Source organism: Bradyrhizobium sp. UFLA05-125, assembly GCF_059803515.1.
This window is the reverse complement of sequence record NZ_JBANBJ010000063.1, coordinates 1-24,269: the sequence shown is the minus strand read 5'-3', so window position 1 is coordinate 24,269 and position 24,269 is coordinate 1. Positions and strand designations below refer to the sequence as shown.

General features: G+C 63.8%; 19 protein-coding genes. 11 read left to right on the top strand and 8 right to left on the bottom strand.

Annotation, left to right across the window (positions count from 1 at the left end; genetic code table 11):
- Nucleotides 1-16 precede the first annotated feature (16 nt).
- Nucleotides 17-304 (top strand): hypothetical protein, encoded by a 288-nt coding sequence (locus tag SO156_RS35120; protein ID WP_254096314.1) that lies wholly within the window; start codon nucleotides 17-19, stop codon nucleotides 302-304.
- Nucleotides 305-479: 175 nt separating this feature from the next.
- On the opposite strand, the gene SO156_RS35115 is transcribed toward SO156_RS35120, so the two are convergent.
- Genes SO156_RS35115 through SO156_RS35105 form a run of 3 tightly spaced genes read right to left on the bottom strand, consistent with a single transcriptional unit; the run spans nucleotide 480 to nucleotide 6,242 of the window.
- Nucleotides 480-3,965, bottom strand: a complete 3,486-nt coding sequence (locus SO156_RS35115; RefSeq protein ID WP_498537965.1) for an error-prone DNA polymerase — start codon at nucleotides 3,963-3,965, stop codon at nucleotides 480-482.
- Nucleotides 3,962-5,557, bottom strand: coding sequence for a Y-family DNA polymerase (locus tag SO156_RS35110; protein WP_498537964.1), 1,596 nt, complete (start codon nucleotides 5,555-5,557; stop codon nucleotides 3,962-3,964). The genes SO156_RS35115 and SO156_RS35110 overlap by 4 nt, the downstream gene beginning before the upstream one ends.
- Entirely contained in the window at nucleotides 5,448-6,242 is a 795-nt protein-coding gene (locus tag SO156_RS35105; protein ID WP_498537963.1) for an ImuA family protein, read from the bottom strand. The genes SO156_RS35110 and SO156_RS35105 overlap by 110 nt, the downstream gene beginning before the upstream one ends.
- A gap of 168 nt (nucleotides 6,243-6,410) precedes the next feature.
- On the opposite strand from SO156_RS35105, the gene SO156_RS35100 reads away from it, so the two are divergent.
- Nucleotides 6,411-7,808: a UdgX family uracil-DNA binding protein gene (locus tag SO156_RS35100; protein ID WP_498537962.1), complete on the top strand. Its 1,398-nt coding sequence runs from the start codon at nucleotides 6,411-6,413 to the stop codon at nucleotides 7,806-7,808.
- Nucleotides 7,809-7,916: 108 nt separating this feature from the next.
- On the top strand, nucleotides 7,917-9,539 hold the full coding sequence (locus SO156_RS35095) for an inorganic phosphate transporter (RefSeq protein WP_458147549.1): 1,623 nt from the start codon (nucleotides 7,917-7,919) through the stop codon (nucleotides 9,537-9,539).
- Between the two features lie 169 nt (nucleotides 9,540-9,708).
- Here SO156_RS35095 and SO156_RS35090 read toward each other — a convergent pair whose 3' ends face one another.
- Nucleotides 9,709-10,878, bottom strand: coding sequence for a M20 aminoacylase family protein (locus SO156_RS35090; RefSeq protein ID WP_498537961.1), 1,170 nt, complete (start codon nucleotides 10,876-10,878; stop codon nucleotides 9,709-9,711).
- A 225-nt stretch (nucleotides 10,879-11,103) separates the two neighbouring features.
- Here SO156_RS35090 and SO156_RS35085 point away from each other — a divergent pair, with 225 nt between their 5' ends.
- The 5 genes from SO156_RS35085 to SO156_RS35065 all read left to right on the top strand — a co-directional run bounded on the left by SO156_RS35085 (nucleotide 11,104) and on the right by SO156_RS35065 (nucleotide 15,618).
- Complete coding sequence (locus SO156_RS35085; RefSeq protein WP_498537960.1) at nucleotides 11,104-12,723, top strand: GMC family oxidoreductase; 1,620 nt, start codon at nucleotides 11,104-11,106, stop codon at nucleotides 12,721-12,723.
- Between the two features lie 206 nt (nucleotides 12,724-12,929).
- Nucleotides 12,930-13,868: a metallophosphoesterase family protein gene (locus tag SO156_RS35080; protein ID WP_458147552.1), complete on the top strand. Its 939-nt coding sequence runs from the start codon at nucleotides 12,930-12,932 to the stop codon at nucleotides 13,866-13,868.
- A gap of 13 nt (nucleotides 13,869-13,881) precedes the next feature.
- Entirely contained in the window at nucleotides 13,882-14,205 is a 324-nt protein-coding gene (locus SO156_RS35075) for a cupredoxin domain-containing protein (RefSeq protein ID WP_498537959.1), read from the top strand.
- Between the two features lie 103 nt (nucleotides 14,206-14,308).
- Nucleotides 14,309-14,860 (top strand): sigma-70 family RNA polymerase sigma factor, encoded by a 552-nt coding sequence (locus SO156_RS35070; RefSeq protein ID WP_458147609.1) that lies wholly within the window; start codon nucleotides 14,309-14,311, stop codon nucleotides 14,858-14,860.
- The gene (locus SO156_RS35065; RefSeq protein WP_498537958.1) at nucleotides 14,857-15,618 is read left to right on the top strand and encodes an anti-sigma factor family protein; all 762 of its coding nucleotides are present in this window, start codon (nucleotides 14,857-14,859) and stop codon (nucleotides 15,616-15,618) included. Before SO156_RS35070 ends, SO156_RS35065 begins: the two co-directional genes overlap by 4 nt.
- Nucleotides 15,619-15,658: 40 nt before the next feature.
- Here SO156_RS35065 and SO156_RS35060 read toward each other — a convergent pair whose 3' ends face one another.
- Together SO156_RS35060 and hpnO are read right to left on the bottom strand one after the other, a co-directional pair.
- A complete protein-coding gene (locus SO156_RS35060; RefSeq protein WP_498537957.1) occupies nucleotides 15,659-16,063 on the bottom strand; it encodes a GFA family protein in 405 nt (134 codons plus the stop codon).
- A gap of 115 nt (nucleotides 16,064-16,178) precedes the next feature.
- Entirely contained in the window at nucleotides 16,179-17,570 is a 1,392-nt protein-coding gene (gene hpnO / locus SO156_RS35055) for an aminobacteriohopanetriol synthase HpnO (protein ID WP_498537956.1), read from the bottom strand.
- 124 nt (nucleotides 17,571-17,694) lie between these two features.
- Between hpnO and SO156_RS35050 the strand changes: the two genes are divergently transcribed.
- Nucleotides 17,695-18,306, top strand: a complete 612-nt coding sequence (locus SO156_RS35050) for a DUF2147 domain-containing protein (RefSeq protein WP_498537955.1) — start codon at nucleotides 17,695-17,697, stop codon at nucleotides 18,304-18,306.
- On the opposite strand, the gene hpnN is transcribed toward SO156_RS35050, so the two are convergent.
- Nucleotides 18,274-20,862 (bottom strand): hopanoid transporter HpnN, encoded by a 2,589-nt coding sequence (gene hpnN, locus SO156_RS35045; protein WP_498537954.1) that lies wholly within the window; start codon nucleotides 20,860-20,862, stop codon nucleotides 18,274-18,276. The two genes, SO156_RS35050 and hpnN, sit on opposite strands and share 33 nt — an antisense overlap.
- Nucleotides 20,863-21,292: 430 nt before the next feature.
- Between hpnN and ispH the strand changes: the two genes are divergently transcribed.
- Nucleotides 21,293-22,219: a 4-hydroxy-3-methylbut-2-enyl diphosphate reductase gene (ispH, locus tag SO156_RS35040; RefSeq protein WP_458147559.1), complete on the top strand. Its 927-nt coding sequence runs from the start codon at nucleotides 21,293-21,295 to the stop codon at nucleotides 22,217-22,219.
- A 35-nt stretch (nucleotides 22,220-22,254) separates the two neighbouring features.
- Nucleotides 22,255-23,403 carry an adenosyl-hopene transferase HpnH gene (gene hpnH / locus SO156_RS35035; RefSeq protein WP_458147560.1) on the top strand — a complete coding sequence of 383 codons (1,149 nt, stop codon included), beginning with the start codon at nucleotides 22,255-22,257 and terminating at the stop codon, nucleotides 23,401-23,403.
- A 171-nt stretch (nucleotides 23,404-23,574) separates the two neighbouring features.
- On the opposite strand, the gene SO156_RS35030 is transcribed toward hpnH, so the two are convergent.
- On the bottom strand, nucleotides 23,575-24,267 hold the full coding sequence (locus SO156_RS35030) for a phosphorylase (protein WP_498537953.1): 693 nt from the start codon (nucleotides 24,265-24,267) through the stop codon (nucleotides 23,575-23,577).
- Nucleotides 24,268-24,269 lie beyond the last annotated feature (2 nt).

Genomic DNA, 24,269 nt, shown 5'->3' with positions numbered 1-24,269 from the left:
CACGGAAAGGACTGCAATGGCTGCCATCGATCCCCTGACCGCGGGTGCCGTGTTGCTCGCGACCGCCGCTACCGACGCGGTCTACGTGATGTTCACCTCGGCGGTCGTGGCGCGCAAGCGCGTGCCGGCGGCGACCTGGAGCGCGATCTGGTACCTGCTCTCCTCCTACGCCGTGATCAGCTACACCGAGAACGCCACTTACGTCGCCTTCGCCGCGATCGGCTCCTGGATCGGCGCCTATGCGTCGCTGACCTTCCTGCACCGCCCGCCCGGCGGCCCGCCAGTGGGCGCGGCGCCGGAGTGAGGGCAGAAGCCGCAGCGCGTGAATGTGTTGGCCATCTCACGAGCTGTCATCATCCGCGAAAGCGGATGATCCAGTATTCCAGAGACAGTAGTGATAGAGCCGAGAGGCCGGGGCGTACTGGATACCCCGTTTTCGCGGGGTATGACTTCGAGTGTGTTGATGCCCCACGGCTACCTCAATGAAAATCCCGTGACGGTGGCAGAATCCTCACGTCGCGCGGGTGGCGGAGTTTTTGCGCCGGGCTGTCGACGTGATCGCGGCGGTCGTCGTTGAGGGGCTCGATCAGGGCAGCGCCTGCTGGCACCGGGTGCTTGCGGCTCAGCGCGTCATTGGCAAGCCCGACCAGATCGTGCGAGCGGTCGACCATGCGCTGGGCGATGAGGTGCGTCACCTTCTCGGGGCTGCTCTGGATATAGCCCTCGACCAGGATGAGGCGCGCGCCCATCACCTCCTTGCGGTATTGCTCCATGATCTTGGGCCACACCACGACATTGGCGATGCCGGTTTCGTCCTCCAGCGTCATGAACACCACGCCGCTGGCGCTGCCCGGCCGCTGCCGGACCAGCACCACGCCGGCACAACGGACGCGGCGCCGCTCGTTCTCATGACAGACGTCCTTGCAGGCGATGACGCGCTCGCGCGTGAACATCTCGCGCAGGAACTCCATCGGATGCCCCTTCAGCGACAGGCGGATGGTCTGATAGTCGGCGACGACCTGCTCGGGACGCGGCATCACCGGCAACGGCTTGGCGTCCTCGTCCGGCTGCTCGCGCGCGGTCGCCGCCTCGAACAGCGGCAGCGGCACGTCGTCGGGCAGGCGCCGCACCTGCCACAGCGCCTCGCGGCGATCGAGCCCGAGCGAGCGGAACGCGTCCGCATCGGCGAGCAGGATCAGCGCGCGCTTGGGCAGACCGGTGTCACGGGCGAAGTCCTCGAGCGAAGTGAAGGACCGGCGGTTGCGCGCGGCGACGATGCGGTCGGCCCAGTCTTGAACTCTCTCCACGTTGTCATTCCGGGGCACGCGAAGCGTGAACCCGGAATCTCGAGATTCCGGGTCTGGTACTAACGCACCATCCCGGAATGACGATGTTGTGGACGCGCCCCCATTGCGCACTTGCGCAATGTGGAATGACGACTGAATTCGTTTCAGCCTCTCCTCATCCTCATCCAGCCAATGAAATCCGTCGATCTGGCGGAAGCCCAAGCGCACGGCGCAATATTTGCCGTCGGTGTTCTCCAGCGTGTTCTGCGCGAAGCTGTAGGACACGTCGATCTCGCGCACCTCGACTCCGTTCTTGCGGGCATCGCCGACGATTTGCGCAGGGGCATAAAAGCCCATCGGCTGCGAATTCAATAGCGCGCAGCAGAACGCATCGGGGTGATAATGCTTCAGCCAGGACGAGATATAGACGAGCTGGGCGAAGCTCGCGGCATGGCTCTCCGGAAAGCCATAGGAGCCAAAACCCTTGATCTGGTCGAAGCAGCTCCGGGCGAAGTCGGGGTCATAGCCGCGCGCGACCATGTTGCCGATCAGCTTGTCCTCGTACTTGCCGATGGTGCCGACATTGCGGAAGGTTGCCATCGAGCGGCGCAGGCCGTTCGCTTCCTCGGAGGTGAATTTTGCCGCCTCGATCGCGATGCGCATCGCCTGTTCCTGGAACAGGGGCACGCCCATCGTCTTGTGCAGCACCTTGTAGAGCTCATCCTTGTCGCCATGTTCCGGTGATGGCGAGGGATAGCTCACTTTTTCCTGGCCGTTCCGCCGCCGCAAGTAAGGATGCACCATATCGCCCTGGATCGGCCCCGGACGCACGATCGCGACCTCGATGACGAGATCGTAGAAGGTCCGCGGCCTCAGGCGCGGCAGCATGTTCATCTGCGCACGGCTCTCGACCTGGAACACGCCGAGCGATTCTCCGAGGCACAGCATGTCGTAGACTTTGGGATCGTCCTGCGGGACGCTCGCCAGCACGAAGCGTTTTCCCTTGTGCTGGTCGATCAGATCGAAGCTCTTGCGGATACAGGTCAGCATGCCCAGCGCCAGCACGTCGACCTTCATCATGTTGAGCGCATCGACGTCGTCCTTGTCCCATTCGATGAAGGTGCGGTCGTCCATCGCGGCATTGCCGATCGGCACATAGGTGTCGAGCCGGTCCTGGGTCAGCACATAGCCGCCGACATGCTGCGAGAGATGACGCGGGAATTCGATCAGCTCGGTCGCAAGCTCGACCGCGAGGCTGATCATGGGGTTTTGGGGATCAAGCCCGGCCTGCTTGACCTGCATGTCGTTGAGGCCCTTGCCCCAGCTCCCCCATACGGTGTCGGCGAGCGCCGCGGTGACGTCCTCCGTCAGGCCCAGCGCCTTGCCGACATCGCGGATGGCGCTGCGTGGACGGTAGTGGATGACGGTCGCGATGATCGCGGCGCGATGACGGCCGTAGCGGCGGTAGACATATTGCATCACCTCCTCGCGCCGCGAATGTTCGAAATCGACGTCGATATCAGGCGGCTCCAGCCGCTCCTTGGAGATGAAGCGCTCGAACAACAGATCGACCTTGGTCGGATCGACCGAGGTGATGCCGAGCACGTAGCACACGGCCGAATTCGCCGCTGAGCCGCGGCCCTGGCACAGAATGTTCTGGCTGCGCGCATAGTGGACGATGTCGTGCACGGTGAGAAAATAATGCGCGTATTTCAGTTCGGCGATCAGCGTGAGCTCCTTGTGCAGGGTGGCGCGCAGCTTGTCGTCGATCTTGCCGCCGAAATAAGTCTGCACGCCGGCCCAGGTCAGATCCTCCAGGTGCCCTTGCGCGGTCTTGCCCGGCGGCACCGGCTCGTCCGGATATTGGTATTTGAGCTGGTCGAGCGAGAAGTCGATAGCGCCTGCAAAGCGCATGGTCTCCGCGATCGCCGCGGGGAAGTCGCGGAATAGCCGTGCCATTTCTCGGGGCGTCTTCAAAAAGCGTTCGGCATTGGCCTCGAGCTTCTTCCCGATTGCCTCGATCGTGGTCTTTTCCCGGATGCAGGTCAGCACGTCCTGCAAGGGGCGGCGCGCGGGATGGTGATAGAGCACCTCGTTGGTTGCAAGCAGCGGCACCTTTGCCTTTACCGCGAGATCATCGAGCCGCGCGAGGCGGCGCCGGTCGTCGCCGCGGTAGAGCAGGCTCGCCGCCAGCCACACGCCCTCGGCACGGCTTGCCTTCAGTTTTCCGAGAACATCCAGCGCTCGTCCCGGCTCGAAGCGATGCGGCAGTATCAGGACCAGAAGCTGGCCTTCGGCAAACTCCAGGAGATCAGCGAAGCTGAGATGGCATTCGCCCTTCTCGATCCGCGTGATGTCGTCGCCGCGCTTGCCCCGGGTGAGGAGCTGACAGAGCCGGCCATAGGCCGCGCGGTCACTCGGATAGACCAGGATGTCGGGCGTATCATCGATGAAGACGATGCGCGCGCCGATCAGGAGCTTTGGCTTGTGCAGCACCTCGGCATTATCGAGCTCCTTATAGGCGCGCACCACGCCGGCAAGCGTGTTGTGATCGGCAATGCCGATGGCGGGAACGCCCAAAATGCTGGCCTGATGCACATAGGCGCGCGGATCCGAGCCGCCGCGCAGGAAGGAGAAATTGGTGGTGATGCCGATCTCGGCATAGGCTGGCGTATTCATGCGAAGAGACCGTGCACATACCAGTTGGCAGGAACGGACGTGCCCTCCTCGTCCACGAGCTCGCCATCGTAGAGACCATCGCGAAAGATCCAGAACCGCAGGCCTTCGGCATCCTCGACACGAAAGTAGTCCCGCGTGAGCTGCTTGCCGTCCTGCCGCCACCATTCCATCGCGATGCGCTCGGGCCCTTCCACCCGCACCACCGCATGCAGCGCGCGCCGCCAGGTAAATTGATGGGGCGGCCCGTCCGGCACGGTCGCGAACGGCACCTTGATCGGTTCCGGCTTATCGAACAGCCGCAAGGGACGCAGCGGCGGCTCGCTTGCGACACGTGCGGGCCATTCAGCCTGCGCGGCAGCAGCGAGATGATGCTGCGCGGGCGCGGCCAGCACGGCGCATTCCGGGATATGCGTATCCTGCGGCAGGTGCACGACGATGCGCTTGCCGCCGATCCTCGCGGCGATGCGGTCGATCAGCGCGCCGAGCTCGTCATTATCATGGACGTGCGCATCGAGATCGCGCTGCTCCTGCACCACGATCTCGGTGCGGCTCGCCGAGAGACGGACCATGTCGAAGCCGAAACCGGGATCGAGTGGATCGGCGAGCGCATCCAGCCGCTCGCGAAAGAGACGATCGACGACTGCGCTTCGCGTCACCGGACGTCCCGTTTCGACCATGATCGCGCGCACTGCGCCGTCGGTGCGGAAGAAGGAAGCCTCCAGCCGCCGCGCGCCCTTGCCTTGCTTCTCCATTGAGGTAACAAGCGTATCCGCAAGCCGCGACAGCGTCATCGCGATCATGGTGTCGGTCGCGATCGGATCGGCGAAGCGTTTTTCCACGATGTAGTCAGGCAGCGGTTTTCGCGGGCTGATCGGCGCATCGCCCTGCCCCAACGCATGCGCAAGCAGCGTCGAGAAGCGCGCACCGAAGCGCGCAGTGATCTCGTGGGGGCTGCGCGAAGCAACATCGCCGATGGTTTTCAGGCCGGCGCGACGCAGACCCGTGGTGATGGCGTCATCCGCACCGAGCGCCGGGACCGGGAAGCGGTTGATCGCTTCCGCTTCCGCGCCATCGGCAACGATGGTGCCAGGTGCCTGCCGCGTCAGCGTACGCGCGCAGACCGAGGTCGAGGCGATCGCCGCGCTGACCGCAAAACCCTGCCGCACCAGCGCACGGACGAGCGTCTGCAACAGATTGGCCTCGCCGCCGAACAGATGCGCGCAGCCTGTGATGTCGAGGAAGAGGCCATGTGGGGGATCGAGCGCCACCAGCGGCGTGAAGCGGTCGCACCAGTCGGCGATGTCCTCGAGCGTCTTGGCATCCGCCACGAGATCGGCGTCGAACACCTTTAATTCCGGACAGATCGCGCGGGCATTCGCCAGCGGCTGGCCGATATGCAGGCCGAGGCGCCCGGCCGCTTCATCGAGCGCGTAGATCGAAAGCGCGTTGTTTTCCTTGGCGACGACGATACTCGGCTCGTCTTTACCCAGCGCGACGTTGCTCACCGAAAGCACCCGCTTGATGCGATCGATGGGCAGGCGCGGCAGCCACAGGCTGAGGATACGCCGACGATTCACTGAACAGGCACTCATCACATTTCCATTCCATGATCCACCGGCCGACCGGGCCATGACGATTGCGAACGAGCTCGGCATCGAAGCAAGGCGCGCCCCAGGCGCTCCACACAGGTCCAGGCGGCGAATGCGCCGCCCGCAACATCCATCTGGTTTCCGCGGTCGACGGCAGAGGGTTTGCAGCCATCCGCAGCAGCAGCCCGGTCACGCCGAAAGCCTGGGCTGCAAGCGTCAGCTTGCGGCTTGCCACGAGATCGAACTGTTTCGTCTCGCCCCAGAGCTCGAGCACGACGGCGCCCAGCGCGTCGCAGGCAAGCGCATCGGCTGACGTCCGCAACGCGCTCTCGACATCGGCAGCGCGCACCATCACCACACGGCGCGGATCGAGACCGAACTCGGCAAGCCCGCTCATCGACAGCGCACCAGCCTCGACCTCCGAAAAATCCTGCTGCACCCACAGCAGCGGCCGGCGCGCGGTCACGCGGCCGGCGAGACCAGTGACAAAGCCCGTCGCGGCCGTGCCCTGGCGTCCCTCGCAAAACACTTCGTGGATCGCGGCGCGTGCCAGCCCACCCTGCAAAGCCTGATCCGCCTGGGGGTGGCCAAGCGCCACGCGATCGCGATGATGCGCAACCTCCGACGTCTCGATGCGCTCGATCTGGCCGCGCAAGACCGCAAGCGCGCTTCTACGTGCGCCGCTCATTGCTCGCCGCTCCTTCTCGTGATGGTCGCCAGGATCGTCAGAAAGACAAACGATCGGCTGGCTCATTTGTTCATGATATGTTCTAATATAAAGCTAACAGCGCCGTCGGAGTCAATCGAATTGGCGCGCCCGCGGATTCATGAGCGGAATCAAGAGGATTCAAGTGCCATGTACCTCACTACCCTCAATCATGAGACTGATTTCGACGGCTGGCGCAAAGCCGCACGTGCGCTGGCACTCCACCATGTGCCGCCGGCGGACGTTGCATGGGCCGTGCAAGGCCGAACGACAGACCAGATGCCGCCCGGCCTGTCCGAGGCGCCGAGCCTTCCACCGATCGAAATCGACAGCACCTTCAGCGTGCCGGCCAATTTCATCGAGCTTGCGCGCGTCGCGATCCTCAATCGCGACGGCGAACGCTTTGCGCTGCTCTATCGTTTGCTGTGGCGATTGAAGGCCGATCACGACCTATTGGCAATGATGACCGATCCCGATGTGGCGCTCGCCATGGCGATGGCAAATAGCGTGCATCGCGACGTGCAGCGGATGCGCGATGTCATCCGTTTCCGCGAGATCGGACGCGAGCAGAAGGCGCACTATGCCGCCTGGTTCGTGCCGGAGCATCACATCGTCGAATTCGCCGCATCTTTCTTCGCGCGTCGTTATGCCGACATGCCCTGGTCGATCCTCACACCCGACATCTGCGCTCATTGGGACGGCCACGTCATCTCGTTCACGCCGGGGATCAGCAAGACGGAGATGCCTGCACCAAACCGATTGGAGGAAACCTGGCGCCGCCACTTCCACCTGGACCGGCCGATCGCACCGGAAGCGCCCAAACAGCGCGGCAGGAACCTCCCGGAAGCCTCGATACTTGAACCGCTGCTCACCGATGCCGAACGCTGGACCGGCGGACGGATCATCTCGCGCCCGGAGGCAGCCATGCCACGCAAACCCGCAGCCGATGATCTGGAAACGCTGCGCGAGGAAGCCGCCCATTGCCGCGCCTGCCCTCTCTACAAGGATGCAACCCAGACCGTATTCGGTGAAGGCCCGAAATCTGCAACCATCATGCTGGTCGGCGAGCAGCCCGGCGACAAGGAAGACATCGCTGGTCATCCCTTCGTGGGACCAGCCGGGCAGATGCTCGACCGCGCGCTGGAAGAGGCCGGCGTCGACCGCAGGAAGGTCTATGTCACCAACGCCGTGAAACACTTCAAATTCGTGCCGCGCGGAAAAATCCGCCTGCACCAGAAGCCGAACACACCGGAGATCCGAGCCTGCCGGCAATGGTACGAGCGGGAGCTGGCGGCCCTCCGGCCCAGCCTCGTCGTGGCGATGGGGGCGACCGCCGCGCAATGCGTGTTCGGCAAGATCACCCCGATCGGCAAGAACCGTGGCCGACTGATCGATCTGCCGGACGGTTGCAAGGCGCTGGTGACCGTGCATCCGTCCTATCTGCTGCGGCTGCCGGACCCCAAGGCAAAAGAGCTGGAATATCAGCGCTTTGTGGATGATCTGAAGATCGCAGCCGGATTCCGGGAAAAATCAGCACGGGCAGCGTGATATAAGACACGCTGCGCCGCAGCAGATACCGGTGGAGAACTGCCGCCATTTCAACTGCCTGTCATATGCCGCGCGCAAAATCAGAGCACAGGGACAGGAGAGTTTTTTATGAGTGATCTTGCTTTACCCGGCTCTATCGAGCCTGCGTTGCGGAAGGGGCCCGACCTCGACCGCGGTTTTCATCCGATGACCGGCATTATCTACATGGGGATCATCGCGGCCGCGCTGCTCTTCGTCGCCTACAGCATCTGGGTCGACGTCGATGCGACCGGCACGCAGGTCAAGAGCATTGCGCCCTTCCTCATGCTCTTCGTCGCGCTGCTGATCGCGCTCGGCTTCGAGTTCGTGAACGGCTTTCACGACACCGCCAATGCGGTCGCAACCGTCATCTACACCCGCTCGCTGCCCGCACACATCGCCGTGGTGTGGTCCGGCATGTTCAACCTGTTCGGCGTCCTGCTCTCGAGCGGAGCAGTCGCGTTCGGCATCGTCTCGCTGCTGCCGGTGGAATTGATCCTCCAGGTCGGCTCCAGCGCCGGCTTTGCCATGGTGTTCGCGCTTCTGATCGCAGCGATCATCTGGAACGTCGGCACCTGGTATTTCGGCCTGCCGGCGTCGAGCTCCCACACGCTGATCGGCTCGATCATGGGCGTCGGCATCATGAACGCGGTCCTGCATGGCCGCAGCGGCACCTCGGGCGTCGACTGGACCCAGGCCACCAATATCGGCAAGGCTCTGCTGCTGTCGCCGCTGTTTGGCTTCGTACTCGCCGCCGGCCTGCTGTTCATCCTGCGCTCCGTGCTGCTGCGCGCCACGCCCGCTTTGTTCGGCGAGCCGAAGGGCGATCAGCCGCCGCCGTGGTGGATCCGCGGCATCCTGATCCTCACCTGCACGCTGGTGAGCTTCTTCCATGGCTCCAATGACGGCCAGAAGGGGATGGGCCTCATCATGCTGATCCTGATCGGCACCGTGCCGACGGCCTATGCGCTCAACCGCGCGCTGCCGGCGAGCCAGATCGAGGCGTTCGTCGCGAACTCGGAAGCCGCGAGCAAGGTGATCGAGGCCAAGGCCGCCGGTTACAACGTGATCGGCAACCCGCGTCCCGCAGTGACCAACTACGTCGCTCAACACGAGGTCAACGGCGGCACGTTCCCGTCGCTCGCCGTGCTGGTGCGCGACATCGCAAAGCAGGTCACCACCTACGGGTCGCTGGCGAAGGTGCCGGCGGAAGTCGTCGGCAACACCCGCAACGACATGTACCTCGTCTCGGAAGCGATCCGCTTCCTGATGAAGGACAAGGAGGCCGAGCTCAGCGCCAACGACGTTGCCGTGCTCACCGCCTACAAGGGCTCGCTCGACAGCGCCACGAAGTTCATCCCCGGCTGGGTGAAGATCGCGGTCGCCATCGCGCTCGGGCTCGGCACCATGGTCGGCTGGAAGCGCATCGTCGTCACGGTCGGCGAGAAGATCGGCAAGACGCATCTTACCTACGCACAAGGTGCCTGCGCCGAGATCACCGCCGCAGCCACCATTGCCGCCGCCGACGTCTACGGCCTGCCGGTTTCGACCACCCACGTGCTGTCGTCAGGCATCGCCGGCACCATGGCGGCGAACGGCTCCGGCCTGCAATGGGCGACGATCCGCAACATCGCGATGGCCTGGGTGCTGACCCTGCCCGCCGCGATGATCATCTCCGGCGTGCTCTACTACGTGTTCTCGCACGTGTTCTGATCATCACGCCACTCAACGACAAAGGGCCCGCGCATCGCGCGGGCCCTTTTTCATTTGGATCGTCATTCCGGGGCGGCACGAAGGGCCGAACTATGGTGCGCAATTGCGCACCGGAGAATCTCGAGATTCCGGGCTCGATGCTTCGCATCGCCCCGGAATGACGTCGCGTTTAGGTCGCCAAAGAACTCTCCACCAGCTTGATCCAGTAGGATGTGCCGTAGACGATCGCCTCGTCATTGAAATTATACGCGGGGTGATGCAGACCCGCGCTGTCGCCGTTGCCGCAGAAGATGAAGGCGCCGGGGCGCGCTTCCAGCATGTAGGCAAAATCCTCGCCGCCCATCAGTGGCGGCATCTCGTGCACATTGGCATCGCCCGCGACCTGTTTGGCCACCGCCCGCGCAATCTCGGTCTGCGCGGCGTGATTGTTCACCACGGGATAGTTCCTCTTGTACTGCAGATCGATTTTCGCACCGGTGATCTGCGCTACCCCTGCCACCACCTCGCGCACGCGCTTCTCGACGAGCGCGCGAACCTCCGGCGTCAGCGTGCGGATCGTGCCCTTCAGCTCCGCCGTCTGCGGAATGACGTTGCGGGCGTTGCCGGCGTGGAATTCGCAGATCGAGATCACGGCCGAATCCAGGGGATCGATGCTGCGCGCGACGATCGACTGCAGCGCAGTGATCACCTGCGCACCGACCAGAACGGAATCGACGCATTTGTGGGGACGCGCAGCGTGGCCGCCAAGGCCCTCGATTTTGATGTCGACCTCGTCGGTCGCCGCCATGATCGGCCCCTGCCGGATCGCGAACGAGCCGATCGGAATGCCCGGACCGTTGTGCATGCCATAGACCTGGTCGATGGCAAAACGCTCCATCAGCCCGTCCTTGACCATGGCTGCGCCGCCGGCGCCGCCCTCCTCGGCCGGCTGGAAAATCACGACCGCGTCCCCGGCGAAGTTGCGGGTCTCGGCGAGGTACCTTGCCGCCCCTAGCAGCATCGCGGTGTGGCCGTCATGGCCGCAGGCGTGCATCTTGCCCGGATTCTTCGAGGCGTAAGGCAGGTTGGTCTGTTCCTCGATCGGCAGCGCATCCATGTCGGCGCGAAGACCGATGGTCTTGATGCGCTCGCGCGCCGGCTTCTTGCCCTTGATCAGCCCCACCACGCCGGTCTGGCCCATGCCGGTCACGACCTCATCGCAGCCGAATTCGCGCAGGCGGTCCGCTACGAATGCTGCGGTGCGGTGGACGTCATACAGCAGCTCGGGGTGCTGATGGATGTCCCGCCGCCAGGCCTGGATGTCAGGTTGAAGGTCGGCGACGCGGTTCACGATGGGCATGGAGGATCTCGAGCTTTCAGTTGGGAATACAGGACTGTCTACCATGCAAGCGGCGGTCCACCTAACTCCTTGAGGCCGACGATCTCGATCCAAACGTCATGGCTGGGCCTGCCGCTGACTTGTCTTGGCCATCCACGTCTGACAATTAGCAGGCAAGTGCGTGAATGCTCCGGGACGAGCCAAAGACGGATTCCCGGGCATGACGATCATCCGGGTGGAAGCAGAATGCCAAGGCGGCTCGAGGGTGAGTTTGACTACATCGTCGTCGGCGCCGGCACGGCGGGCTGCATCGTCGCCAACCGGCTCTCGGCTGATCCGAAGAACCGCGTCCTCATTCTGGAGGCCGGCGGCGACGACAACTGGATCTGGTTCCACATCCCCGTCGGCTATCTCTTTGCGATCGGCAACCCGCGCTCGGACTGGATGTTCAAGACTGAGGCCGAGCCCGGGCTGAACGGCCGCGCGCTCGCCTATCCCCGCGGCAAGGTGATCGGCGGCTGCTCGGCGATCAACGCCATGATCTCGATGCGGGGACAAGCCGCCGACTACGACCATTGGCGCCAGCTCGGGCTCACCGGCTGGGGCTATGATGACGTGCGGCCGATGTTCAAGCACCTGGAGGACCACTTTCTTGGGCCGAGCGAGCATCACGGTGTCGGCGGCGGCTGGCGCATCGAGGCGCCGCGGCTGTCCTGGACGATTCTGGATGCCGTCGGCGATGCCGCAGAGGAGATGGGCATCCAGCGCATCCCGGATTTCAACACCGGCGACAACGAGGGCACGAGCTATTTCCACGTCAACCAGAAGCGCGGCCGGCGCTGGTCCTCGGCGCGCGGCTTCCTCAAGCCCGCGCTGAGGCGGCCCAATCTGCGGCTCGAGAAGCACGTGTTGGTCGACCGTCTGATCATCGAGCAGGGCCGCGCCGTGGGCGTGCGCTTCACCCAGAACGGCGAGACCATCGAGGCACGCGCCAGGCGCGAGGTGGTCCTCTCGGCCGGCGCGATCGGCTCGATCCAGGTCCTGCATCGCACCGGCATCGGGCCGGCCGACTGGCTCTCGCCGCTCGGCATCGACATCGTGATGGACCGGCCCGGCGTGGGACGCAATCTGCAGGACCATCTGCAACAGCGCGCGATCTACAAGGTCGAGGGCGTGCGCACGCTGAACGAGACCTACTACAATCTGTTCCGCCGCGGCCTGATGGGGCTCGACTATGCCTTCCGTCGCCGCGGTCCCCTCACCATGGCGCCGTCGCAACTCGGCATCTTCACCCGCTCGGATGCGACGCGCTCGCGCGCCAACATCCAATTCCACGTACAGCCGCTCTCGCTCGACAAGTTCGGCGATCCCCTACACCGCTTCCCCGCGATCACGGTCAGCGCCTGCAATCTCCAACCGACCTCGCGCGGCACCGTTCGCTTACGCGCCGCGGCGCCGGACGAGAAACCGATCATCGCGCCGAATTACCTGTCGACCGCCGACGACCGCCAGGTCGCCGCAGACGCCATCCGCGCCACGCGCCGCCTGATGCAGCAGAATGCGCTGGCAAAATATCGTCCGAGCGAATATCTGCCCGGCCCTTCCGTCGGTGACGACGATGCCTCGCTGGCCAAAGCTGCCGGCGATATCGGCACCACCATCTTCCATCCCGTCGGCACGGCGAAGATGGGCACGGCCAACGATCCGATGGCGGTCGTCGACGAACGCCTGCGCTTCTATGGCCTCGGCGGCTTGCGCATCGTCGATGCCTCCATCATGCCGACGATCACGTCGGGCAATACCAACACGCCGACTGCGATGATTGCCGAGAAAGGCGCGACGATGATTTTGGAGGATGCGAAGTAACGAAGACGCAGCCCGGATGCAGCGCAGCGCAATCCGGGAAGCAGCCGCACACCTCACCCCGGATTTCGCTGCGCTCCATCCGGGCTACACCGCGTCGTCCGCGGCGCGAAACGACCTCACGAAATCGTCATCCCATCCGGGAATAAACCGGCCCCTTCCCCGATCACATCCTCCGAAGCCCAATTCCGGGCGCAAGGAGAGGCGTGATGAGCGGACACGACCACGGGAACGACGGCGTCAACCGCCGCAAGGTGCTTGAATGCATGACCTGGGCCGGCACCGGGGTGCTCTGGACCATCACGGGCGGCGTGCCGCGCTCGCTCGGCATCGTCGATTCCGTCCAGGCCGCGGAAGCGCCCGGCATGACTTTCCTCCAGATCAGTGACAGCCATGTCGGCTTCGACAAGCCGGCCAATCCCAACGCGCTCGGCACGCTGGAGGAGGCGGTCAACAAGATCAACGCGATGCCGGCAAAGCCGTCCTTCATGATCCACACCGGCGACATCACGCACCTGTCGAAGGCCGCCGAGTTCGACAATGCCGAGCGCATCATCTCGCAGACCAAGCTGGACGTGCACTACGTGCCGGGCGAGCACGATTTCCTCGACGAGGAGGTGAAGTTCTATCGCGACCGCTATGGCCGCGGCACAAAGGGCCAGGGCTGGTATTCGTTCGATGCCGGTGGCGTGCACTTCGTCGGCCTCGTCAACGTGGTCGACCTCAAGGCCGGCGGGCTCGGCAATCTCGGCGCCGAGCAGCTTGCGTGGCTGGAGGACGATCTGCGCGGCAAATCGAAATCCACGCCTGTCGTGCTGTTCGCCCACATCCCGCTCTGGACCGTCTATCCGCAATGGGGCTGGGGCACCGAGGACGGCGCACGCGCGCTCGAATTCGTCAAAGGCTTCGGCTCGGTCACCGTACTGAACGGCCACATCCACCAGGTGATGCAGAAGGTCGAGGGCAACGTCACCTTCCACACCGCGCGCTCTACCGCCTTCCCGCAGCCCGCGCCCGGAGCTGCCCCCTCACCCGGCCCGATGAAAGTCGAGGACGCAAGGCTCCGCTCGATGCTCGGGGTCGCGAGCATCAACTTCAAGCAAGGCGATCAGCCGCTCGCCATCATCGACACGCCGCTCCAGGGCTGAACGGAAGCTGACCATGAAGACTCTCAATCGCCGCGACTTCGGTGTCGCCGTGGCCGCGGCCGTGCTGCTGCCCATCACCAACGCCCGTGCCGACGACATGGAGGTGCATATCGACAATTTCACCTTCCAGCCGCCTGAGCTCACGGTGAAGACCGGCACCACCATCACCTGGACCAACCGGGACGATATCCCCCACACCATCGTCTCGGCCGGCAAGTTCAGGTCCAAGACGCTCGACACCGACGACAAGTTCTCGTTCACCTTCACGGCGGCCGGCGATTACAAGTATTTTTGTTCGCTGCACCCGCACATGACGGGGTTGATCAAGGTTGAGTAACGGCTCAAACCAAGGCATCACCATTCTGCCCGGCCAGTGGGTTGACGCTGGCCGGGCACGCGCGTCGAAAGCCGACACCGGCGACAAGGCAAAGCGAACGGCGATGTCCTCCATCAGCGATGATCCCGACAAGGCGCGGCGCTTCCGTGAAGCGGCGCTGCCGTATCTGGACGACGTCTATACGCTCGCGCGCTATCTGTTGCGTGACGCCTCGGATGCGGAGGACGCGGTGCAGGAGTGTTACCTGCGCGCCCTCAAGCATTTCGACAGCTATCGCGGCCCGGCGATGAAGCCGTGGCTGTTCGCGATCCTGCGCAACGTCTGCAACGCCGAATATGCGCGTCGGGCGCATTCGCCCGCGGCGATCGAGGATATTCCCGAGGCGTCCGAGCAGCCGCCGATCTGGCGCGAGACCGAAGCGAATCCCGAAACTGATATGTTGCGCACGCGTGACGCGACGGCGATCAGAAAACTCATCGAGGCTTTGGCCGAGCCATTCAAGGAAACCTTTGTGCTGCGGGAGATCAACAACCTGTCCTATCGCGAAATCGCCGAAGCGGTCGGGGCGCCGATCGGTACCGTGATGTCCCGCCTTGCCCGGGCCCGCGCCATGCTGCGCGCAGCCTGGATGGCGGAAGAGGAGCAACCGAAATGACCTGCGACGAGGCAAAGCTTCTGCTTCACGCACTGATCGACGGCGAGCTGGATGCCGGTCATACCAGCGAGGTCGAGGCGCATATCGCGACCTGCCCGGCTTGCGCAGCCGAACTCGCCGCACAGCGCGAGATGAAGCGCGTGCTCGCCGATGCGAGCCTGCGTTACACCGCGCCGGCTGCTTTGCGTGCGCGCATCGAGGCCTCGCTGCCGCGGCCGCGCCTGCAGAGCCGCCGCGCGGTGCTGCGCGGCTTTGCGATGGGCTCAGCGGTCTCGGCGCTCGCCGCCACCGGTCTCGTCGCCATCGTGCTGCGCCAGGACGACCAGCAACGTATCCTGTCCGAAGTTGTCTCGGCGCATCTGCGCTCGCTTCAGGCCGGCCATTTGACCGACGTCGTCTCCACTGACCAGCACACGGTAAAACCGTGGTTCAACGGCAAGCTCGATGTCGCCCCGCCCGTAATCGACCTGACCGCGCAGGGCTTCACGCTACTCGGCGGCCGGCTCGATTACATAGACGCCCGCGCGATCGGCGCGGTGGTCTATCGGCGCCGGCAGCACATCATCAACCTGTTCGTGTCGCAGACCGCAAGCACCGAACACCGCGCGCCGAAGACCCAGACCATGCAGGGCTTCAACTGCCGCCGCTGGGGCGACCGCGGCCTGAACTTCTGGGCCGTCAGCGATATCGGCGCCGACGAGCTCGCCGAGTTCGTCGACAAGTTCGAGACGGCGATGAAGGCGAATGTGGAGGGGTAGTTTGTAACCAAGCCGTCATCGCGCGAGCCTGCGCACGCCGTTACTCCTGCGGAGGAAAGCGCTCGAAGATGGGCAGTTCGTGGGCGCGCTCCATCCAGCGAATCCGCTCGGCGACCTGGATATGCATCATGGCTGGAACGGCATCGGGGTCATCATAGGTGCCGCTCTGGATGTCGATGATGCCGGGCATCATGTTTTCATTGATGTAGAAGAGCCCGGTGCCGCAATCGGCGCAGAAGTACCGTCGTCCATGCTCGGACGATTGATAGATCTTCGGCTGGCCGCGCACCACTTTGACCGCTTCGAGCGGATACATCGCCCAACCCACCATCGGTGCCCCGGAATGGCGACGGCAATCCGCGCAATGGCAGAGCGCGTGCACCATCATGTCGCCGTTCACCTCATAGCGGATCGCACCGCAATGACAGCCGCCAGTGACACGCATCGCCTACTCCTCTCCCGGTCAGGTCAACGCGGGGAAAGTAGATGCTACTTTGAAGGTTAGGTAGGTGGACTGCTTCAGCAGGTCGCACGCCGCGACACCACGCCGCGGTCGGGACCTAGGCGGACCGCCTCACCGCGTTGTCCACCAGCGTCTTGCCGAGCGACCAGATAGCACCGGGAACCTTGTGACTGCCGGCGATGACGTCGTCGAACGCCTTCTCGATCCAGTTGCAGTCTTCTTCGGTGATGGTGAGCGGCGGCAGCAGCTTGATGGTGTGGCTGCCGTGGCCGGCGACTTGCGTCAGGATCTTGTGGTCCTTGAACAGCGGCACGGTGATGAGCTGGCAGAACAAACCCTTGTTCGCTGTCTCCAGCACGTTCCAGGACGCCCTCAAGCGCAGCGATTTCGGCGGGCCGAACTCGACGCCGATCATGAGGCCCTTGCCGCGCACTTCCTTCATCAGCTCGTAGCCGGGCACCATGCGCGTCAACGCAAGGCGGAGCTCTGCACCGCGCTTGGCGGCGGCCTCGATCAGCTTCTCGGATTCCAGCACGTCCAGCGTGGCGATGCCGGCGGCCATCGCAAGGTCGTTCTTGGAGAAGGTCGAGCCGTGCACCACCGCACGGTCCATCTGGTTGAAGATCTTGTCGAAGATGCTTTTCCGCGTCAGCACCGCGCCGACCGGAACGTGACCGCCCGAGAGCGACTTCGACAGCAGCACCATGTCGGGCTCGACGTTCCAGTGCTCGACCGCGAGGAAACGGCCGGTGCGTCCCATGCCGGTCTGGATCTCGTCGGCGATGAACAGCGTGCCGTATTTCTTGCAGAGCGCAGCCGCGCCCGGCAGGAACTCGTCGGTGGGCATGTTGACGCCCTTGCCCTGGATCGGCTCGACGATGAAGCCTGCGACCTCGCGCGAGGACAGCGCCTTTTCCAGCGCCGCGAGATCGTTGAACGGGATCGAGGTGCAGCCGGGCAGCAGCGGCTCGAAGCCGCTGCGGAAATTCGAGTCCCCCGTCAGCGACAGCGCGCCGTAGGTCAGGCCGTGATAGGCGTGGGCGCAATAAACGATACCCGGACGTCCCGTGGCACCGCGCGCGAACTTGATCGCCGCTTCGACGCACTCCGCGCCCGAATTGGCGAAGAACGCCTTGTCGAGATAGGGCACGTATTTGAGCAGCCGCTCGGCGAGCACACCGGCGAGCGTCGAGACATCGAACTGAACGAGATTGGGCAGATCGGCGTCGAGCACGCTCTTCAGCGCCTCGCGCATCACCGGATGGTTGCGGCCGATCGCGAACACACCAAATCCGGACAGCAGGTCGAGATAGCGCGCGCCATCGCGGTCGTAGAGGTACTGCCCCTGCCCCTTCTGGAAACCTACATCGTAGCCGATGGTTTTGAGCACCCGAACGAACTGCTCATTCAGGTGACGCGTATGCAGGGAGCTGCGTTGCGCCTCGCGGTCAGCAAAGAGCTGAGCCATGTTTGGATTTGGAGTGTGCATCCGCTACATACTTCGGTTGATGGCTGTGTCGTCAACAGAAAACGGTCGTTGCGGCCTTTTGCCCTTTTTCGGACCATCTTCGCAAGCACAGCTTTAAATCATGTTGCGCTGCCAAGGAACCATCATGCGTTTGGCCCTTTACTCCGGAATAATACTGGTTAGCGGTTTCAGCTGTTTGAACCCGGCCTTCGCGGCCGATCCGACCGGCGACTGGCGGGTCGCCGACGGCGTCGCCAACATCCGCGTGGCTCAATGCAATGGCAGCATGTGGGGCGCGGTATCCTGGGAGAAGACCCCCGGCGGCCGCGACGAGAACAACCCGGATGTCTCAAAAAAGAGCAGGCCGACCCTGGGCATGGCGATCCTGATCGACATGAAGAAGAAAGCCGGCGCCGACCAGTGGGAGGGCCAAGTCTACAATGCCAAGGACGGCCAGCTTTACGCGTCGACCATCACGCCCGCCGGCGCCGACGAGCTCGAAATCAAGGGCTGTGTGCTTGGCTTCCTCTGCGGCGGCGAGACCTGGACCCGGGTCGGGCCACCGATCCCGTCGAGCCCCGCCAACAGCATGGCCAAGAGCGCGCCGAAGACCACCGGCGCGTCGCCCAAGACGGCGGCGACCGCAGCGCCCGCCACTCCCAAGAGCGGCGCGAGCGCAAAATCCGGTCAGAAGGGTGTCGCCGATCCCGTCGGCGACATCTGCCTACTCCCTGAGATTGCGGGGTTTGCCCATTAGGGCCGGCTGAAACAGCAGCACGGCTGCGAGCGTCGTCACCAGCGACAGCGCGAGCAGCTTGCCCATGCTGGACGTGCCGGGATGGCTCGACAGCCACAGGCTGCCGAACGCGGTGGCGGTCGTCAGCGCGCTGAAAAAGATCGCCCGCGTCAGGCTGGTCTGCAGCAGATTCGTCCTGCCGGACCGCCATGCCACGACATAGTAGATCTTGAAGGCAACGCCGACGCCGAGCAGCAACGGGAACGCGACGATATTGGCGAAGTTGAGCGGCAACCCGATCAACACACAAATCTCGAGCGTTACCGCGCCCGCAACCAGGAGCGGCACCAGCGTCATCAGCACGTCGGTGAATCGCCGCAAGGTGATCCACAACAGCAGGCTGATGACGACCAGCGCATAGATGCCGGCCATGATGAAGGCGCGCACGACGGTATCGCCCGATTTCAGGATCGACACCGGACCGCCGATCGCAGTCGGCTCCGCCGTGAGCACGGCCGCGGCGAACCTGCGCAAGGTGTCGTTGTCGTTGGGGTCGCCGCGCGGCAGCGCCTCGACTCGGATCACGCCGTCCTTGCTCTTCCAGGCATTGACCAAATCAGGTGGCAGCGACTTCAGCGTGACTGGCTCGGCCTGCATCGCGTTCCTGAGCTGGTCGAACACGATCTTCATCGGCGTAATGAAGACGTCCTGTGCCTTGTTGCGGGTCGCCTCGTCCGCGTTGGCGAGCTTATCGAGCGCGTCCGCAAGCCGCCGCGAGGCGGCCGCGCCGGGCCCCTTGTCGTTGCCTGCGATCCTGCGCAAGGCGTCGACCGAGGATTTCAGCGAGTCGACATTTTCCTGGTCCGAGGGCGCAGCGTCGACCTGGTCCGGGTTGAGCGCGGGGGTGATCACCTTGGCGCCCTGCGCGATCAGCTTCAGCTTCGGCGCCTGGTCCTCCGGCACGAAGCTGTCGAGGGACATCACCCGCAGCACTTCCGGCAGCTTCTCGAGCCTTGCCTCGATCTGCTTCGCCTGCTCTTCCGAATTGGTCAACACGTTGATGGCGTTGGCGCCGGTGTTCGGATCCTTGCGCAGATCGAGAAAGGTCGCGATCGACTCCGCCCTGGGGTTGCGCAGGTTCATCGGGTTGAAGTCGAACTTCATGTAGTAGAGCAGCGGCAGGCCGCCGAGCGCGAGCAGCAGTGTGCCGCCGACGATCACGACGCGGTGCGTCTCCAGGAAGCGATCGACCGGTGCCAGGAAGGCGTAGCCCACGGGCTCCTTCTCACCGGGCGGGTTCAAGAGCTTCAACAGCGCCGGCAGCACGGTGATCGAGGAAATGAACGCCACCAGCATGCCGACGCCGGCGATCTGGCCGAGCTCGGCGATGCCCTTGTAGTCAGTCGGGATGAAACAGAGGAAGCCGGCCGCCGTCGCCATCGCTGCCAGCGAGAGCGGGATCGCCGAGCGCTTGGCGCCCAGCACGAGCGCAGACGTGAGATCATCGACCTTGTAGCGCTCCGAGCGATAGCGGACGCTGTACTGGATGCCGAAATCGACACCGAGACCGACGAACAGCACGGCAAAGGCGATCGACAGCAGGTTGAGCGAGCCGACCATCATCAGGCCTGCGGCCGTCGTGATTGCGAGCCCGACGAACAGATTGACGAACACGGCGAAGATGATCTTCGCCGAATGCAGTGCAAGCCACAGGATGAACAGCACCACGATGACAGTGCCGATGCCGTTGACCACGGCGCCTTCCTGAACCGTCGCATATTCTTCGTTGGCGATCGGGACGGGGCCGGTCAGGCGCACCCGCGCCTGGTACTTGGTTGGAAAATCCAGTTCGGCCGCGGCCTTCCGGATGGCGTCGGTCGCGTCCTTGCCGGGCTCGAGCGCATTGTAGTCGAGAACCGGTTTGAACTCGATGAAGGCGCGCTTGTCCGAGTCGGTCAGCGGCTGATCGCTGACGAGCTCGCGCCAGGAGAAGATCGCGTTGCCCTTGTTCAGGACGGTCTCGACCGTCTGTGCGATCAGGTTGAAGGGACGCTCGGTGTTGTCGAGCTTCACCTGGCCCCGCTTGACACCGGCAAGCCCGGTCTCCAGCGCGCCGGTGAGGCCGCGGATCGAGGGATCACCCGCCATGATCTCGATCAGGGGGGCTGCAGATTCGAACTGGCCGGTGATCTTGCCGACCTCTTCGGTCGACAGAAACAGCAGCCCGTTCTTCTCGAAGAATTCGCCGGTGCCGAGCTGCTGCATCGACACGAAATTGGTCTTGTCGTCCTTCAGCTTCGCGTAGAGCGCATCTGCTGCGGCAGTGGTCATCTCGGGCGTCGCAGCCTCGACGACAGCCAGGATCGTCGCATCGCGATCGAAGGCGCGGTCGAACTGCTGGTCGCGCTGCCGCCAGTCGAGGTTCTGCGAAATCAGCGAGTTGATGTCGGTGTTGATGGCGAAATGGCGTGCCGCGTAGTAGCCCGCGCCAACCGCCAGCAGGAGCCCGCCGACAACGACGAGTGTGGCAAATCGGGTGCAGGCTCGGACGATCGCAACGACTATACTTTGCAGCACAACTTTTCTTTCTGGCTTTTAAACAGCTTGCCGGAAACGCCCGCTCTTTATCGGAGTTCCCCGGCGAAACCTATCGCTGTTTTGGGCGGTCTGACCCATCGGGAGGTTCGATGAATTGACGAAGGTCAACGACCGCGCGGGCGGGTATAGACGGCCAGTTGAGGCGGTAAAGTGACGAAGGGGTGAGGGACCGCCTTAACCTTGCCGCATCATAATACCGTTAATGGAACCGAGAACGCGATCCGCCTTTCCTCGCGGCCGTTTTTTTGACACAAGGCCCTGTGCCTCCATGCGCTTGGGGCCAAACGGACGGGTGGGCTGCTACCGCTGATGCGTAACCAATGGTGCGGATATTGCACTATTGGTGAGTATCGGGGTGCGGCCGGGGACAACTGAACGGATTTGGTGCAACTTGCGTGATGGGCGACCTATGGAAGTTTATCTAGCGCAGCCGCGCGGCTTTTGTGCCGGCGTGGTGCGTGCCATCGAGATCGTGGAGCGGGCGCTCGAGAAGTATGGCCCGCCCGTCTATGTGCGCCACGAGATCGTGCACAACAAATACGTCGTCGAAAGCCTGAAGAAGAAAGGCGCGATCTTCGTCGAGGAGCTGTCCGAGGTTCCCGCGAAATCGATGACCGTTTTCAGCGCCCATGGCGTGGCCCGCAGCGTCGAGGAAGAGGCTGCTGCGCGCGACCTTCCCGTGCTGAATGCGACCTGTCCCCTGGTCACGAAAGTTCACAATCAGGGGAAGCGCTACATCTCCAAGGGCCGTACCCTGATACTGATCGGCCATGCCGGCCATCCCGAGGTCGAGGGCACCATGGGCCAGGTTCCAGGCCCCGTGCTGCTCGTCCAGAGCGTCGAAGAGGTGGAGGCCCTGACGCTGCCGGTGGATAGGCCAGTGGCCTACATCACCCAAACCACGCTGTCGGTGGACGACACCAGAGACATTATCGCGGCCCTCCAGGCCCGATTTACAGATATTCAAGGCCCCGACATCCGGGATATCTGCTATGCGACACAGAACCGCCAATCTGCGGTAAGGGACTTAAGTAAGCTGGTCGACGTGATCTTGGTGGTGGGCGCTGCCAATAGTTCCAATTCGAATCGGCTCCGCGAAATCGGCACTGAGGCCGGCGTGGCGAGTTATCTGGTCGCCGATGGCCGCGAGCTCAATCCGGCATGGTTGAAAGACGCCAAGACCGTCGGCATCACAGCCGGCGCCTCGGCACCTGAGGTTCTCGTGGATGACGTGATCGAAGCCCTGCGACGGATCGGACCGGTCTCGGTCTCGGTTCTGCCCGGGCGCGAGGAAAACATCGAATTCCGGCTTCCGGCGGAACTCGCCGCAAGCTGACCTACCTGAATTTCAAGCCCAGAAAGAAACGTGTGATGGCAATACCCTTCTTCAAGGAAATGCGTATCGGCGGCTATTTGCTCAAGCAGAAACTGCTTGGCCGCAAACGCTATCCGCTCGTGTTGATGCTGGAGCCGCTGTTTCGCTGCAATCTCGCTTGCGTCGGCTGCGGCAAGATCGACTATCCGGACGCAATCCTCAACCGCCGCATGACAGCGCAGGAGTGCTGGGACGCCGCCGACGAATGCGGCGCGCCGATGGTGGCAATCCCCGGCGGCGAGCCGCTGATCCACAAGGAGATCGGCGAGATCGTGCGCGGCCTCGTGGCGCGCAAGAAGTTCGTCTCGCTCTGCACCAACGCGCTTCTGCTCGAGAAGAAGCTCGACCTGTTCGAGCCCTCCCCGTACCTGTTCTTCTCGGTGCATCTCGACGGCTTGAAGGATCACCACGACAAGGCCGTCTCGCAGAAGGGCGTGTTCGACCGCGCTGTGTCCGCGATCAAGGCAGCGAAGGCGCGTGGCTTCACGGTCAACGTCAACGCCACCATCTTCGACGGCCATCCGGCGGAAGAAATCGCGAAGTTCCTGGACTTCACCACCGAGCTCGGCGTCGGCGTTTCGATGTCACCGGGCTACGCCTATGAGCGTGCACCGGACCAGGAGCACTTCCTCAACCGCACCAAGACCAAGAAGCTGTTCCGCGACGTCTTCGCGATGGGCAAGGGCAAGAAGTGGAACTTCATGCATTCCGGCCTGTTCCTGGACTTCCTCGCCGGCAACCAGGAATACGAGTGCACGCCCTGGGGCATGCCCGCGCGCAACATCTTCGGCTGGCAGAAGCCCTGCTATCTGCTCGGCGAAGGCTATGCCAAGACCTTCAAGGAGCTGATGGAGACCACCGACTGGGATACCTACGGCACCGGCAAGTATGAAAAGTGCGCCGACTGCATGGCGCATTGCGGCTACGAGCCGACGGCGGCGACGGCGGCGCTGACGAACCCGATCAAGGCCGCCTGGGTCGCGATGCGCGGCGTCAGGACGTCGGGCCCGATGGCGCCGGAGATCGACCTCTCCAAGCAGCGTCCGGCGCAGTACATCTTCTCGGAGCAGGTCCAGAAGAAGCTCTCCGAGATCCGTCGTGACGAGGCGCTTGCTGCCGAGCAGAAGGCCTCGACCGCCGCGTAGGCACACTCTCGACCTGTAGCCCGGATGGAGCGGAAGCGAAATCCGGGATCAGGCGTTCAACCGGCCCCGGATTGCGCTTCGCTCCATCCGGGCGACGCTGGATCAAAAGACAAAGGCCCGATCGCGCTGCGATCGGGCCTTTTTGTCTCGTTTATGCGGATTCGAAACCGCTCAGATCGCCTCGGAGACGAGCCCCTCGCTGCCGATCAGGAAGTCGCGGCTGACGCGCAGGGAGCGCAGTGCGCGATTGAAGTCGATGCCGGTCGAGACCAGCGCGCGCAGCGTGCCCGGATTGCGCACGACGCCGCGCAAGATCGTCGCCACATCGATCTGGCCGTTCGGCTTGATCGCCTCCCGCGCCAGCGCCGGCAACGCGCGGTGGGCGGGATCGCTGATGACCCGGAGTGCGGCGAACGGAAGGCCTGCCTCGGCGGCGTAGGCAGCCGCGATATGGCTCTCCATGTCGACGGCGGCCGCACCGGTCTCGGAGTGGAGCGCCGCCTTGCAGGAGCTGCCCGTGACCACTTCCTCGGCACCGGCAAGGCTGCCACGCACGACGCGGCGGCGTCCGGAGGTCAGCTTGTCGATGAGGTCTTCGCTGAGCGACAGGCCGGCGGCCCACCGGGCATCGCCCGCCAGCACTTCGGTTGCGACCACGACGTCGCCCGAGCGAAGCGTGGGATCGAGCCCGCCAGCGACGCCGAAGGAGATCACGCCCCGGATGCTCTCGGAATCCACCACCGTCAGAAGCGCCCGCAGCTGCGTCGGGCTACTCGAAGAGCAAATAACGGCCATTCCAGGCCCCGCCGCGATGCGGGCCTCCTGAACCAGACCGGTCACAATAAGTATCGGCCGCAGGTCTATTG